Below are 15,537 nucleotides of genomic sequence, written 5' to 3'. Positions count from 1 at the left end.
GGCCTTTAAATATTAAGCATTGATCTAATAATCATTAAATTTAAGAAGTATGTAAGGAATAAATAATATGGCACGCCTCTCTATTCAAAAATATCAAAATACTAATATGGCACATGTCGAACAAGCCGATCCACATACCCTTATATCGTTAATCATGCAGCATATCCTTGGTAACCTAGCAGCTGCTAAAGGTGCAATCGAACGTAAAGAGATTGAAAGTAAAAATAAAATGTTAGGTAAAGTTATCGGTTTATTGGGCGAACTACAAAATAGTCTCGATATGGAAAAAGGCGGTGAACTTTCTGAAAACCTTTATGGACTATACGGTTATATGATTTCACAAGTGACCCAAGCCAATATCAAAAACGATGTCGCTCCATTGGCCGAAGTTGCTGGACTTATTACAGAAATTAAATCTGGTTGGGATGGGATACCACAGGATATTCGCCAACAATATCGCAACAAATAAATGTTGATTTAAGGTTATGCACTTTATGCATGAAATAGAAAATAACAATCATATTGAACAGCAACTTGATGCGTTATTAACACAGCAAAAACAACTTAATATACTGCTCAAGGAAGAGCAGTATGAAGACTTTCTACAGCAACAAATAATACTATCACAACAAATAAAAGAGTTTATGGATAGTCATTCACCGGATTCATTAACGCAAGTATTAAATAAACTTCGACGATTAGAGGAAAAAACAACGGCATTAACAATACAAGCGGAAAGTCATTTCAAACAATTAAAAGACAAATCGCTATTACAACAACGTAATAAAAATAGACTCAAAGCTTATAAGTAACGTTATTCTCGTGTATAACCAGGCAGTGCGTCTAGCGCACCTTTTAAGTATGTCATTGTATTACCCAATCCAGATACAGCAGCATCCATCGCATTAAAGTCTTTATAAAGCCGAGCTTCTAGTTTATCGGTTCGGTAGGTTAAATTTTCTTGTTTTTTCTCTAATTCTTCAATGCTTTTATAAAGTGAATCAATTTTACCGTCAATAATACCTTCACTTAAATCAACATCACCGCTGTTGGCTGTAATACTTTTATCAATGATACTGCCTAACAATTTATTCATAACAACAGACATACCTTCGCCATATGCAACATTACCACGAGCGCCTAGATCACCGCCTTCAACTAATAACTTAATCCCCGTTGAATCTCCACTTCGAGACAATAAAAATTGACCATCCCCCACACCATCAACGCCGGCTATTTTACCTTTAACATCCAATCCCCTTGAACCGGATTGAACACCAATACCAAGATCACTTAAAAACTCTTCATCAACATTTGTAAAACCAACACTGGAACTTGAACCATATCGATTTGAAGTAAACGCCAATTTTCCGGCATCGTCAATCACTTTAATCGTGATGCCTTTATTGATAAAGGTTGGGTCGGAATTGATTTTAGATTGAAATTCGGTGGCTAATTCATCAACCGACGCATAGGTACCATGAGATAAAACAATCTCATCGGAGAGAACACCATCCATACGCATTCTAAATGTGTCATTATCATCATTAATGGTCAAATTATTGACTTTCGTCCCAGTTAAAGTTCCCTGCGTGGCTAATTGACTAACTTCAACAGAATATGATCCAGGTTTAGTTAAACTATTGCTTTTATCAAAACCAATAAGTGAGTCACTCGCAACACCCGCAGCGGTAAAAAAGTTCGCCACGCTTTTCATATCATTCTGCATTGCGTTATTGAATTTAAGATTATCTAACTCTAGGGTACCATCACGTGCCGTTAAAATACCAAGATCAGCAAAACTATGTATAGAGCCACCGATATGGTCAACCTGAGCATTTAACACGCCTCGTAAAAGACTTTGTATACTACGAATGGTCGTGTCACCATTAAGAATACCATTTTCAGCACCTTGGCCATTAAATGCAGTTAGCTCATTCATTTTACTAATCATGCTATTGTAATTATCAACAAAACCATTCAGTTGTTCTTCAACTTTACTGGTATCTTTACTGATATTAAGGCTAACTTTCTTACCTGGCTGGGTTTCTCCGTGTAAATTAAGGGTTACACCTTCAATTACATTTGTTATTTCGTTACTAGGACGACTAATCGTAATACCATTCATCACGACTTTTGCATCTTGAGCAGCTGAAGTTTGTTCGCTATTTTTTGTGTCAGCACTATAAATAAAGCTTGATAATCCAGCACTGTCAGTATTATTACCATCATCATCAGTAACCGTTAACTCAATGGCACTTTGCTGTCCAGTTTCCTTACTCGACAATACCAAACGGTAGTCACTGCCATCATTAATAATAGAAGCGCTGACGCTATAATCACCTTCGTTAATCGCATCGCGTAATCCCGTTAAAGAATTATTACTACTGTCTATTGTTATTGTTTCTATCGGTTTATCCGCGTTAACTGAAAAGTTATTTTTAGTTACCCCTTCTTCGTCGGTCGTCGTACCATAACTACCAAAACGGAAAGAAATTTCACCGGTCCCAATCGGGTCATTTACACTTGAAAAAGTATTCGCAGCAGAGACTAGAGTATGCGCTTGAGCTAACTGCTTGACTTCAAACTCCCAATTACCCGTTTCAGCACCAACACCTAATTCAGTATCAAGAATATCAGTATCGCTACTCACTGCACTTGCCGCTGAAAATGTAGATGTTTTTGTAAGTTCACTATAGGAAGATTTGAATGAAGATAATTCGCTATTAATCATGCCGTAAGCAGATATTTTAGCCGTAGCAGTCGCTGTAGATTTAGTTATTTTAGCCATAGCAGGATCTTTTTCAGCACCAACAATCGCACTCACGATATTGTTAATTTCTAAACCAGATCCTAAACCAGTCGACTTAATTGATGACATAACGATTCCCAACAAAATCTCAATTTTTACAATAAAGTAAAAATTAGATATGAATTACAATTGAAACGAGCTTTAAATAAAGCAAAAACTACGCCAACACTCCGCTAATAAAATAAAGGTAAATAATTGAAATATAAAATTACTTAGCTTTGTTTTATCCTAGTGATTATTGCTATTAATTTTACACCCAACAATTAACTCGCTTTCTTTATAAATAAAATAAATCTATACCTCCATACTTAATATTAGACTTCATCATCAAATAATGTCCCATTTACATCGTCCATCTTTTTACGAATAACTAATAACTCTTCAGATGGTATTTGACGAATCACCTCATCAGTTTCAAGATCCATAACCGATATAATTGGCTCACCAAGATCTTCATCAACCCGAAAAGATAAGTTTCGTTCCATGCTTTGCATAAAAGCATTAACTTCTTCTACCGCTGCATCCACTTCTTTAGATGGTAATTCTTTAACTTCTTGCTCGGCTTTATCTACGCTAGCAAGTTCTTTATTAACTGGCAGTGTATTCACTACATCTGCTTTTCCTGGTATTAACTTGGGTAATGATAGTGATATATTTAAATCTGACATATAGCCTCCAATTTACATCTTAATCATAGCAAAAAAGCCCCCTACTACGAGGGAGCTATTGATATTACTGTTTAGCGAGCACCCTTGAAAAATTAACCAAGAAGTGAAAGTACACTTTGTGAAGATGCATTTGCTTGCGCTAACATCGATGTACCTGCTTGTTGTAAGATTTGTGATTTGCTCATTTTAGATGTTTCTGCCGCAAAGTCTGCATCTTGAATTCGAGAGTTTGCTGCCGATGTATTTTGTGATACATTTTCTAAGTTAGAAATTGTTGAACCTAAACGGTTTTGAATCGCACCAAGATTAGCTCGAGAATCAGAAATCTTATTCAATGCGTCATCAATACGGTCAATACTATTTTGTGCATTTGCTGAAGTAGCAACACTTAAACCAGTTCCAACTGCAGCTGAACTTCCGCCTTGGTCAGTCATACCTAATTTATCTAAGGCTGTTTCTTTTGCGCCTTGGCTAATTGCATCACTTGTTACAACAACATCTTTACCGTTGTCACCTGTTAATGTAATTTGACCACCCGTTGTTTCGTCGGTCACCGCACTACCCGCTGCATCAGATAAACCAGCAGAAGCTTGAATGTTAATATCAGAACCAGACTGAGAAGTTAATACCAACTCACCGGTATCGGCATCAGCACTTGCAACAACCCCTTGTAAACCTGTTGAATTAATCGCACTTACAACATCATCAAGTGATGCAGCACCCGTTAAGTCAACCGCTGCACCATTAATACTTAGGTCAGCTAGTGTGCCTGGTTCAGCTGAATAAGAAACTTCAGTTTTAGCCGATGCAGTAACACCTGTTTCACCTGATATTTCATTAATCGCAAAGGCTTTGTCAGCAGCAGAAGTACCTGAAACCGCACCTAAATCAACACCATTTATTTTAATTTGGTCATTTGCACTAATAGCCGGTAATGTTTCATCAATTTCACTACCTTTGATTGAAGATGAACCAACACCTTCATTAAAACCGAAGTCTTGTACTGCTCCAGCACTTGCTGTTGCTGAAGTCCCCTGTGAAATTTCAATCTCAGCACCATCAGAGCTTGTTAATGCAACCATACCTTTATAAGTATCTTCTGTTAAACCAATTGCAGATGCATCGTTATTACCAGCGCCAGCATTACCAATAACAATGTCTTCACCAGTATCATTACTTAATACTAATCCACCATCACTATTTAACGCTGCAGTTACACCACCTACATCACGGTTAATGGTATCAACAAGGTCTTGTGCACTTGATGTAGCTGCAATTTGCACCGCGCCATTACCACCGTCGATAGTTAAATCACCACTTGTTACCCCAGAAATACCACCAGTACCTTCAACTACGTTATAAGCAGTTGCAGAAGCTCCGGTTAACCCTGTTTTTGCATTAATTGCAGAAGCAGATGATTTAGCCGTTGTACCTGAAGCACCAATATCAACGCCATTGATAGCCATATCGCCATCTGCTGTACTTGTACCCGAAACACGTCCACCATTTAACTCACCTAAACCAGATGTTGCATTCAAATTAAGGTCTTTCGTCGTAACAGAATCGATAGAGAAAGAAAGTGTTTCACCTGAGTTAGCACCAATTTGTAATGTAGTTGATTTACTTGAACCATCTAATAGATTAGTTCCGTTAAACTGTGTTGTTTCAGCGATACGGTCAATTTCAGAATAGAGTTGATCCACTTCTTTTTGGATTGATGCCCTGTTTGATGAAGAGTTTGTATCATTTGATGCTTGTACTGATAACTCACGCATACGTTGTAGGATGTTAGTCATTTCATCCATTGAGCCTTCAGCCGTTTGCGCCATTGAAATACCATCGTTAGCATTACGTACGCCTTGATTGATACCTCTAATTTGAGATTGCATGCCAGTTGAAATAGCAAGACCTGCTGCATCATCTTTTGCACTGTTAATACGTAAGCCAGAAGATAAACGTTCCATAGCTTGGTTGCTTACTGCTTGTGATTTACCTAATTGACGTTGTGCATTTAAAGACATCACATTGGTATTTATTACTGATGACATAAACTTCTCCTTTATGTTTTTCTGGCTTAAGTTTACAAAGACTTAAGATTAAATTGGTGTATAAATTATTTATCGACCGCTTAAAAAATAACTTTAATGTTTTTTAATTCTTTAACGGCGCATTTCTAAACAGTCGAGTTTTCAACTTTTTAACTTAGTTGTTCAGACTTAATAACTGTATCGACATTCATCAAAAATTCTTTAGAGATTAATAACGATTTATTTGAAAATGGTATATTTATGAAATAAATGAGTAACTAACAACAATAAAAACAAGGAGTTAATAATTTTCAATATTTAATAAGTAGACTTAGAATATCAAGTAACCTTTATCTAACTTCAAGATTAAGAGTAAAGTAAATAAATTTCATGGAAGGAAATTAGGGAGGATTTACCTTGCCTTACGAAAATTAGACAAGGTGAATTTAACGATTAAAATTCGCGTTAAAAATACACACGAACGACGGACACAGCAACACACCCTGGACGGCGAGTATTTTTAATCTCAATAGAAATTTCTTTCTCTATCTCCAAACCGCGTTTAATAGGTGTCACTTTAATTAACCGACTGTGAGCGCGAATTACGCTCCCAGTTTTAACAGGATAAGGAAAACGAACTTGGTTAAGCCCATAATTAACCGTCATTTTAGCACTTTTATACAATGAATTTTCTGGATTAACACTTTCGGTTAAACGCGGCAGTAATGATAACGTTAAAAAACCATGTGCAATTGTTGTTTTAAAAGGAGATTCATTTTTTGCACGCTCAATATCATTATGTATCCATTGATGATCTTCAGTTACATCAGAAAATTTATCGATTCTCTCCTGTGAGATCTCTAACCACTCTCCAACATGTACTTCTTGACCAAGTTGCGCACATAACGTTAGGAATAATTCCCGCGCATCCGGTGATAATTGTACTGGTTTTTGCTCTACATTTACCGAACGCCCATCTTTTAAAATCGAGTATTCTTTTACCCATGAGAGTATTTGACTTTTGTTGTAATGTGCCTTCTTGATAAATAATGAATAATAATCTCGAATTGTTGGCGACATCCACTCTCTAACTTCAAAAGAAAATTTTTCCATAAACTCGACTTTATATTTATTAATAGCAATTTTTTTCATTAAACAACCTAATACAAATTACACCCATAGGGCTGTAACGTTATTACACCAATTGGCCACAAACTAGACTAAACTGGCATTTATCTCTGTTAACACCTGAACCGGATCAGCAGCCTTAGTAATAGGACGACCAATAACTAGATAATCAGAACCACTATCAACGGCTTGTTTCGGTGTTTTAATTCGGCGTTGATCTCCAGCATCCGTTCCGGCAGGACGAATTCCCGGAGTAATTAATTTAAAATCAGCTCCCAGTAAATGTTTTAATTCTGTTGTTTCATGAGATGAACAAACCACACCATCAAGACCTGAAGATTTTGTTAATAAAGCTAGCTTATTAACCTGCTCAGCAGGTGTGATAGTAATACCTAGTTCATTTAAATCTGACTGTTCCATGCTGGTTAAGACTGTCACTGCAATAAGAATTGGTGCATTTTCCCCATAGGGCTCTAAAATCTGCTTAGCAGCTTCCATCATTCGGCGTCCACCGCTTGCATGAACATTAACCATCCAAACACCAAGGTCAGCAGCAGCTTTAACAGCTTGTGCAACGGTATTAGGAATATCGTGAAACTTAAGATCTAAAAAAACATCAAAGTTTTTTGCAACAACTTGTTTAACAAATTCCGGCCCAAAGCGGGTAAACATCTCTTTACCTATTTTTAAACGGCAAGTTAATGGATCAAGTTGTGCTATAAAATCTAGTGCCTGTTGTTTATCGGCATAATCTAATGCAATAATTACTTTCGGATCAGATAACTGACTCATTATTTCCTCTACTTAATTAATATTTATAAAACTCGATTTACAATGAGTTATTGGCCTAATGCTAAAGTTAGCGGATGATGCGAATTTATATTTTAAGACATCAAGCTTTTTCTAATGCGAACACAACTACTCACCATCAAGCCCACGAATAGGTTTTATACGTCCCCAACTTTTACAAGAAGGACATAACCAAAAAAGTTTTTTACTCGAGTAACCACATTTTTGACAACGATATTGAGGTCTTAATTTTATTTGCTCTGAAACTAATTTTTGTAAAAACGCTAAATTCTTTTTTTCACTTTCAGAATTAGCCAATTGAAGATGGTAAGTCATCAAGTGGTTAAACCCTTTCATTGTGGGATTACGACGTAATTCTTGAAGAATAAAAGCCTGAGCCGTATGAATATCTTTGTATTTGGCAATCAACTTTGCAAGCATAATGACAGCACTTGCACCGCCCCCCAAACTCACTATTCGATACAAATAATTAATCAAAGCTTGTTCGGTACCTAGGCCTTGATGCAAGCGTAATAATTGTTCAAGAATCACTGCGGTAAATTCAACATCGGCTTCAGCAACTTGTTTTATTATTTCTAATGCTTTTTCAAGTTCATTGTTAGACTCATAATGATCAGCAAGGCCAATTCCTGCACGAATACAATTAGGATAAGTAGTCAACGCTTTTTGATAAAGTTTAACCTTTTGTTTATCGTCTTTTGGCTTGTCAGACTGTTCTGCCAAACTACAATATAAATAGGATAAAGTTCTTCGGTTAGCTTTTCCTTTCAACAATTTACTCAAGACTTCAGCAACCGAAACAGCTTCATTCCAATCTTTTAACTGTTGATAAATAAGCAATAGTTTTTCAAGAGCGAGTTGTCTATATTCAGGGGACTCTTTTAGTTGAAGAAATATTTCCTCACTACGATCAAATAACCCAGATTGATAAAAATCATTCCCTAATTGCAAAAGGGCAAGATCACGCTGCTCTCGGGTCAAGGTAGGACGAGCGATTAAGTTTTGATGGATTCGTATTGCACGTTCGACCTCACCTCGCTGACGGAATAAGTTACCCAGCGCAAGGTGAGTATCAATCGTGTCATCATCCACTTTCAGTAAAGCAATAAAATGATCAACCGCTTTATCGGGTTGCTCACTTAATAAGAAATTAAGCCCTTTGACATAATCTCTGCTGAGTTTATTATCTTTCTTTTGATTCTTTTGATAAACGCTACGCGCGCCCATATACCAACCATATAAGGCTGCAATTGGCAGTAAAAGAAAGAATATCTCTTGCACTAAAAATTAATCTTGTGTGATTTGAGACGCGTTACGTAACTGTTCAAGCTCTTTAAGTTGCTTGTTATTCACTTTACGCAATTGTCTCGTTTTCATTTTCAGTTTCAAATAGAAAAAACTACCGAAGAAACCTGCAACAATAAAACCAAACATAAAAATAATGGCCGATAATGTAGCAAGAGGAACCTCATTTTCAGCAATGAGATAATTGACGTCGATTAGTTGCTGATTTTTCAATCCAAGAATAATGGCAATGCCAAAAAGTAAAATAGCAATAATTAAAATGATTAAAGTAATTAAGCGTTTCATATTAACACCTGATAGAAAATAGTAATTATAGCAGTCTATTATAATTTTATTTGTGAATAAATCATTGAAAACATATATTAAATTCTAGATAAAAAAAAGGTGCTATAAAAGCACCATTTTAGCTATACCAGAAAAGTATTAAGCATTTGCAGCATTTACCCGCTCTCTCAGAGATTTGCCAGGTTTAAAATGAGGAACATACTTACCACCTAATTCGACTTTATCTCCTGTTTTAGGATTACGTCCAATTCGAGGAGCACGATAATGCAATGAAAAACTGCCAAAACCTCTGACTTCAATTCGCTCACCATTAGCAAGAGAATCTGTCATTAATGTCAATGTTTCCTTAACACTATCCTCAATATCTTTAACCGACAATTGAAAGTGCTTGCTGGTTAGTCTTTCTATTAAATCAGACTTAGTCATAACTTACCTCGTGTTCATAAATGTAAATGAATATAGTAAACCGACTCCAGTTAATGCTAATTAATGGCAGTGGACAATAACCACTGCCTAATTAATTATTTGCCTTTAGCTGCATTAAACGCGTCAAGCATTGCATTACCCATGCTTTCTTTATCTTGTTGTTTTAAGCTATCAATAGCTTCTTTCTCATCAGCTTCATCTTTCGCTTTGATAGAAAGGCTAATTACGCGGTTTTTACGATCAACACCAACGAATTTAGCTTCAACAGAATCACCCGCTTTTAATACTGCAGATGCATCTTCGATACGGTCACGTGAAATATCAGCAACACGGATGTAACCTTCAACGCTATCTGCAAGAGTAACAGTTGCACCTTTAGCATCAACTTCAGCTAGAGTACCTACAACAATAGTCCCTTTCTTGTTTTCTGCTAAGTAATTATTGAATGGGTCTGCAGCAATTTGTTTAATACCTAGAGAGATACGTTCACGCTCTGGGTCAACTTGTAGTACAACAGCTTCGATTTCGTCGCCTTTTTTGTACTCTTGAACTGCTTTTTCGCCTTCAACATCCCAGCTGATATCAGAAAGATGTACTAAACCATCGATGTTTCCATCAAGACCAATGAAGATACCAAAGTCAGTGATAGATTTGATCTTACCAGAAACTTTCTGACCTTTATCATGAGTTGAAGAGAATTCTTCCCATGGATTAGGTTTACACTGTTTAAGACCTAGAGAAATACGACGACGTTCTTCATCGATATCCAAAACCATAACTTCAGCAGAATCACCAAGATTAACAACTTTAGATGGATGAATATTTTTGTTAGTCCAATCCATTTCACTTACGTGAACTAGACCTTCAACGCCTTCTTCAATCTCAACGAAACAACCGTAATCTGTTAAGTTAGTCACTTTACCAGTTAGACGAGTGCCTTCTGGGTAACGCTTAGCAATTGCTACCCATGGATCTTCACCAAGTTGTTTAAGACCTAGAGAAACACGTGTACGCTCACGATCGAATTTAAGTACTTTAACATTGATTTCATCACCAACATTAACAATTTCACTTGGATGTTTAACACGTTTCCAAGCCATATCAGTGATATGTAGTAGCCCGTCAACACCACCTAGATCTACGAAAGCACCGTAGTCAGTTAGGTTTTTAACGATACCTTTAACGTCTTGACCTTCTTGAAGATTTTCAAGTAATTCATCACGTTCTGCACTGTTTTCAGTTTCGATAACAGCACGGCGAGATACAACAACGTTATTACGTTTTTGATCAAGTTTGATCACTTTGAATTCAATATCTTTGTTTTCAAGGTGAGCAGTGTCACGTACCGGACGTACGTCAACTAATGAACCAGGTAGGAAAGCACGAATACCGTTTAATTCAACAGTGAAACCACCTTTAACTTTACCGTTAATAACACCGATAACAGTTTCTTGGTCTTCGTATGCTTTCTCAAGCTGGATCCAAGCTTCATGACGTTTCGCTTTTTCGCGAGAAAGTTTAGTTTCACCGAAACCATCTTCCACAGCATCTAGCGCTACATCACAAACATCGCCTACAGCAACTTCGATTTCGCCTGCAGCGTTCTTGAATTCTTCAGCTGGGATAGCAGCTTCAGATTTAAGACCAGCATCAACGAATACTAGGTTGTTACGAATTCCTACGATTGTACCTTTAACAATCGTACCTGGGCGAGTTTCTACTTGTTGAAGAGATTCTTCAAATAGTTCAGCAAAAGATTCCATCATCTATTTATTCACACTTATTTTATACAACCACATACAATCCATTAGTAAGGGAGGCTGAAAAAGATTACCACTTCATCCGTAAAGCAGTATTAGTTAACGATTGATTATTCAACCGTTAAGTTTAGCTTAAGGTTCGTCAGTTGAAGAACTTGATCCACAACTTCATCAATGCTTAATGACGTTGAGTCGATCACGATAGCGTCGTCTGCAGGCTTTAAAGGCGCAACAGGACGATTACGGTCACGAAAATCTCGCTCTCTGATTTCGCTTAAAATTTGCGCGATACTAACACTAAAGCCCTTATCTTGCAACTGATTAAAACGCCTCTGTGCTCGTTCTTCAGCACTAGCATCTAAAAATATTTTAACTGGCGCGTCGGGGAAAACAACAGTTCCCATATCACGCCCATCTGCAATTAAACCAGGCATTTGATAAAAAGCTTTTTGGCGCGCGAGTAAAGCATCTCTTACGGCTTGAATCGCGGCAACTTGAGATGCAGCCTGAGCGACAATTTCTGTTCTTAATTTATCACCGACATTTTCACCAGAAATCAGCGTATCAACCCCAGTACCATTAGACTTAAAAGAAACATCTAAATTAAGCGCTAATTCCGTTAATTCGACGTGATTATCTAATTCAATATGTTGTTGTAGCGCAACAAAAGCTAAAATACGATATAACGCCCCACTATCGAGTAAATGCCAATTTAATTTTTTTGCCAAAATATGACAAACAGTGCCTTTACCCGAACCACTTGGCCCATCAATGGTAATTAAATTTTTATTAATCATTACTTACCTTGTATTAATCTATTTCATCGAGATAATCATCAAAATCATCAAACTCTTCAAGTTGATCATCATAAAGATCAGATTGTTGGGATTCGATTAAATTTAGTTGATTATCACCTTCTAAAAAAACAAATGTCTTATATTGGATATACGCATTTTTTACAAACAAATACGGATCAAGCGATTGTTCAAGTAGCCCTTCTTGGCCAAGTAGACTCTCTCGTGTATCTAAACCATCAAACACTTCTAAGCCAACCTCTTCACCAAAAGAAAGATAACTAAATGGAAAATACAACCCATCAACAACGCCTCCAACTAATTCTCTCGTACTTTCAGGTCCAATAAAAGGTAACATCAAATACGGTCCATTAGGAACAGACCAACGTCCAAGTACATTTGAAAATGTTTCTTTTCTGCGTGGTACCCCTAACTTATCAGCAACATCTAAAAAACCTAACAATCCAAAAGTTGAATTAACTGAAAATCGGAAAAAGGCTTGCGCAGAGTATTTAAAATTAAACTGCAATAAGTTGTTTACAAACGTAGAAGGCTCATCGAAATTTGATACAAAGTTATTAATCGCTTTACGTCCTGGTTTTGGTACAAATTCCACATAATTCTCAGTAACTGGACGATATATATAGGCATCCATTACTTTATAGTTAAAATCCCACATAACTCGGTTAAATGGTTCAAATGGGTCATTCATTTCATATTCAGCCCCTTTCTCCTCTGTATAAGTACTGTCAGATTCAGCAAATGATATTGCAGGAGATAAAAGAAGAGCAAACAAGATAGTACGGATAGACAGTGAAGTACAAGATTGGCATAGCGATAAAAAATTTAACATAGGTCTGATATCTTCATTTTATTAATAACAAGGAGTCTTATTTGTTTAGCATCTTTAACAATGGTAAATGATAGGAACGATAACAATTAACACTAAATGTATGTTTACCATAAAATAGTAATAAATGCCTCAACGTGGCAGAAACAAAAATAAAATAACTTATTTTCTATGCAGATTTAATAACAACTCAGCTTCTGCACGAGGAAGCTCACATTCGACCATCAACTCTTCGATAGATGCTCCAAGTTCAACCATTTTAGTAGCACGAGTATAAAGCCGATTTTCTGGTGCCTGTGCGACTAAATTTAATTGGTTTTCTTGTGTTTTTTTCACAATAGCATCGAGTTGCTGAATTTTTTTCCCCATACCAATGCTTCCCGAATGAATCTCAGTAAACTGTTTTTTAAATGAATCGTTACTTGCAAGCAACGTTTTCACTAACAGTTGTAATGCATCAATTTTTTTAGCTTGTTTTTTTATTAATAAATAACAAACAATAAAAAAAACAAAGGCTAACACTAAGGCTAGCCAAGAAATATATTGTATAAACATCAATAACTCTAATTATAAAAGATTTAGTTCGTCCCACTCTTGATCACTAAGCAGTTTATTTAAATCAACTAAAATAAGTAATCCGTTCTCGCGATTCGCCACACCTTGAATGAATTGAGAACTTTCTTCAGTCCCTACATTAGGCGCATCTTCGATTTCAGATTTTTTTAGATACACAACTTCAGCAACGCTATCAACCAAAATACCAATAACTTGCGTTTCTGCTTCGATAATAACAATTCTGCTATTATCCGTAATTTCAGCAGGCATTAAACCGAATCGAGAACGTGTATCTATAACGGTAACAACATTACCACGAATATTAATAATCCCCAAAACATAATCAGGTGCACCAGGTACCGCTGCAATTTCACTATATCGTAAAATTTCTTGCACTTGCATCACGTTAATGCCATAGGTTTCATTTTCTAATTGAAAAGTCACACGTTGGAGTACTTCATTCTCTGAAGATGTTTCTACTACACTACTGTTTCTAGACATAAGACTCTCTACTTAATTTAGTGAATTAATAAATGTATTTCAATTGCTGATATTTATTTCATCATTCAACGTTATTTTTACTTACTATCATTAACTAATCATTTATCAATACGATAAACAACAATAAACATAAATGTTAATGACCCTTAATATTCATTCCATTGTTCAATAGCTTAATAAGCTCATCGGCATGTATCAATGCACACATTTTATCTTTGATCATACCCGCTAACCATGGCCTTTTACCGCTCACTTTACGCCACTCAACTTCAGCACGCGTTATCGTTTCAGTACCCAGTAACTTTTCACAGGATAACCCCCATTTTGTTTCACCAAGTATAACATAATGACTATAGTTTAATGTTTCAGATGTTTCCCCTATTCCTATCCATTTAGCTGTATCAACAATATTATAGAGCATATCGCCTCGTGGCATGACACCTGAAAACCAATCGGGCTTACCAAACAATTCATTTAATGATGTATCTAAATGATGTATTCCTCCTAGGTCTACTAGGGGAACAGCAAAAGTTAATGAAGATAATTTAAAAAATAATACTTGAAACTCATTTTCAACTTCAAGATTCTTCCACACTTCAGATTGTTGATTATCGAGCCCCTCTGATTCACGTTGCTCCTCTATTATAATTGCAACTTGCTCTTCTGATTGGTCTTCTGGAAAAACAATTGTTTCAGTAATAACTGGCGTAACCGCAGGTAAACTAGCTAATTGAGACGGTATATCATTATTTATATTTTCAGCATCGCTAGTTTTAGCCGCAGTATCATCAAGCATCGAGTTAAAATATTGCTCTATTGCTTTATCATTATGATTTTTCATTAATTTGGCTCAATCTGTAACAAGTAGTTAAGTAACGTTTCATAGGCAAAAGCACCTCGGCAATTTCGTGAATGAGAAGAGATAGGTAAGTGCTTTAAACTTGCATCTCTAAATTTTGTATCAACGGGCACTACTCCATTCCAGACTCTATTTGCATAACTGTTTTTTAAATCTTTTAATGTATTTAATGAAGCCCGCGTTCGCTTATCGAACATAGTAGGAATAATACAATACTCAAAATGATCATTGCGTGACTTTTGCATTATTTGCAGCGTTTTAATCATTCGTTCAAGCCCTTTAGCTGCGAGGAATTCAGTCTGCACTGGTACCAAAATTCTTTCACAAGCAGCCAAAGCATTAACCATCATGACCCCCAGGACAGGCGGGCAATCAATTAATACAAAGTCATAATCATCTTCAACAAGTAATAATTGTTTTTTTAAAAACAGCCCCATTCCCTCTTTGTTTCCAAGTACTCGATCTAATGTCGCTAATGCCATCGATGCAGGAATTAACGAAATATTATGAATTTCAGTAGGAAGAATAACTTGCGCTAATTCAGCCTTATTTTCAGCAGGCTCAGTAAATAAATCAAATAAACTTACTGGCAATTGATCCGAGTCATACTGTAGGTAACTAGTTAAAGAGGCATGGGGATCCGTATCGATTAATAAAACACGAAAACCTCTCTCAGCTAAAAGGCCAGCTAATGACACCACCGTTGTTGTTTTCCCTACCCCACCTTTTTGATTCGCAACTGTCCAAACTAACAACG

The 15,537-nt window shown here is 36.3% G+C and carries 17 protein-coding genes; 2 read left to right on the top strand and 15 right to left on the bottom strand.

Features of this window, described 5'->3' with window-relative positions; all coding sequences use genetic code 11:
- Positions 1-67: 67 nt before the first annotated feature.
- Positions 68-469, top strand: a complete 402-nt coding sequence (gene fliS / locus ACR30L_RS05735) for a flagellar export chaperone FliS (RefSeq protein ID WP_435237077.1) — start codon at positions 68-70, stop codon at positions 467-469.
- 25 nt (positions 470-494) lie between these two features.
- The gene (locus tag ACR30L_RS05730) at positions 495-812 is read left to right on the top strand and encodes a hypothetical protein (protein WP_435237076.1); all 318 of its coding nucleotides are present in this window, start codon (positions 495-497) and stop codon (positions 810-812) included.
- Between the two features lie 2 nt (positions 813-814).
- Here the strand turns inward: ACR30L_RS05730 and fliD are convergent, their stop codons facing one another.
- The 15 genes from fliD to ACR30L_RS05655 all read right to left on the bottom strand — a co-directional run bounded on the left by fliD (position 815) and on the right by ACR30L_RS05655 (position 15,535).
- Positions 815-2,881 carry a flagellar filament capping protein FliD gene (gene fliD / locus ACR30L_RS05725; protein ID WP_435237075.1) on the bottom strand — a complete coding sequence of 689 codons (2,067 nt, stop codon included), beginning with the start codon at positions 2,879-2,881 and terminating at the stop codon, positions 815-817.
- Between the two features lie 245 nt (positions 2,882-3,126).
- The gene (locus ACR30L_RS05720; RefSeq protein ID WP_435237074.1) at positions 3,127-3,480 is read right to left on the bottom strand and encodes a flagellar protein FlaG; all 354 of its coding nucleotides are present in this window, start codon (positions 3,478-3,480) and stop codon (positions 3,127-3,129) included.
- A 92-nt stretch (positions 3,481-3,572) separates the two neighbouring features.
- Complete coding sequence (locus ACR30L_RS05715; protein WP_435237073.1) at positions 3,573-5,528, bottom strand: flagellin; 1,956 nt, start codon at positions 5,526-5,528, stop codon at positions 3,573-3,575.
- Positions 5,529-5,972: 444 nt separating this feature from the next.
- Positions 5,973-6,659 carry a MaoC family dehydratase gene (locus tag ACR30L_RS05710; RefSeq protein ID WP_435237072.1) on the bottom strand — a complete coding sequence of 229 codons (687 nt, stop codon included), beginning with the start codon at positions 6,657-6,659 and terminating at the stop codon, positions 5,973-5,975.
- Positions 6,660-6,722: 63 nt separating this feature from the next.
- Positions 6,723-7,427, bottom strand: coding sequence for an orotidine-5'-phosphate decarboxylase (gene pyrF, locus ACR30L_RS05705; RefSeq protein WP_435237071.1), 705 nt, complete (start codon positions 7,425-7,427; stop codon positions 6,723-6,725).
- A 126-nt stretch (positions 7,428-7,553) separates the two neighbouring features.
- On the bottom strand, positions 7,554-8,726 hold the full coding sequence (gene lapB / locus ACR30L_RS05700) for a lipopolysaccharide assembly protein LapB (RefSeq protein ID WP_435237070.1): 1,173 nt from the start codon (positions 8,724-8,726) through the stop codon (positions 7,554-7,556).
- A gap of 6 nt (positions 8,727-8,732) precedes the next feature.
- The gene (locus ACR30L_RS05695; RefSeq protein WP_435237069.1) at positions 8,733-9,035 is read right to left on the bottom strand and encodes a LapA family protein; all 303 of its coding nucleotides are present in this window, start codon (positions 9,033-9,035) and stop codon (positions 8,733-8,735) included.
- A gap of 138 nt (positions 9,036-9,173) precedes the next feature.
- The gene (locus ACR30L_RS05690) at positions 9,174-9,461 is read right to left on the bottom strand and encodes an integration host factor subunit beta (RefSeq protein WP_435237068.1); all 288 of its coding nucleotides are present in this window, start codon (positions 9,459-9,461) and stop codon (positions 9,174-9,176) included.
- Between the two features lie 95 nt (positions 9,462-9,556).
- Positions 9,557-11,227 (bottom strand): 30S ribosomal protein S1, encoded by a 1,671-nt coding sequence (gene rpsA / locus ACR30L_RS05685; RefSeq protein ID WP_435237067.1) that lies wholly within the window; start codon positions 11,225-11,227, stop codon positions 9,557-9,559.
- Between the two features lie 104 nt (positions 11,228-11,331).
- Positions 11,332-12,018 carry a (d)CMP kinase gene (gene cmk / locus ACR30L_RS05680; protein ID WP_435237066.1) on the bottom strand — a complete coding sequence of 229 codons (687 nt, stop codon included), beginning with the start codon at positions 12,016-12,018 and terminating at the stop codon, positions 11,332-11,334.
- 13 nt (positions 12,019-12,031) lie between these two features.
- Positions 12,032-12,868, bottom strand: a complete 837-nt coding sequence (locus ACR30L_RS05675; RefSeq protein ID WP_435237065.1) for an MlaA family lipoprotein — start codon at positions 12,866-12,868, stop codon at positions 12,032-12,034.
- 159 nt (positions 12,869-13,027) lie between these two features.
- Positions 13,028-13,420, bottom strand: coding sequence for a DUF2802 domain-containing protein (locus tag ACR30L_RS05670; protein WP_435237064.1), 393 nt, complete (start codon positions 13,418-13,420; stop codon positions 13,028-13,030).
- Between the two features lie 12 nt (positions 13,421-13,432).
- Entirely contained in the window at positions 13,433-13,921 is a 489-nt protein-coding gene (locus tag ACR30L_RS05665) for a chemotaxis protein CheW (RefSeq protein WP_435237063.1), read from the bottom strand.
- Positions 13,922-14,057: 136 nt separating this feature from the next.
- Entirely contained in the window at positions 14,058-14,762 is a 705-nt protein-coding gene (locus tag ACR30L_RS05660) for a chemotaxis protein CheW (RefSeq protein ID WP_435237062.1), read from the bottom strand.
- Entirely contained in the window at positions 14,762-15,535 is a 774-nt protein-coding gene (locus ACR30L_RS05655) for a ParA family protein (protein WP_435237061.1), read from the bottom strand. The genes ACR30L_RS05660 and ACR30L_RS05655 overlap by 1 nt, the downstream gene beginning before the upstream one ends.
- Positions 15,536-15,537 lie beyond the last annotated feature (2 nt).

Source organism: Psychromonas saccharinae (assembly GCF_051201515.1).
Taxonomy (GTDB): Bacteria; Pseudomonadota; Gammaproteobacteria; order Enterobacterales; family Psychromonadaceae; genus Psychromonas.
This window is presented reverse-complemented; position numbering and strand designations above follow the sequence as displayed.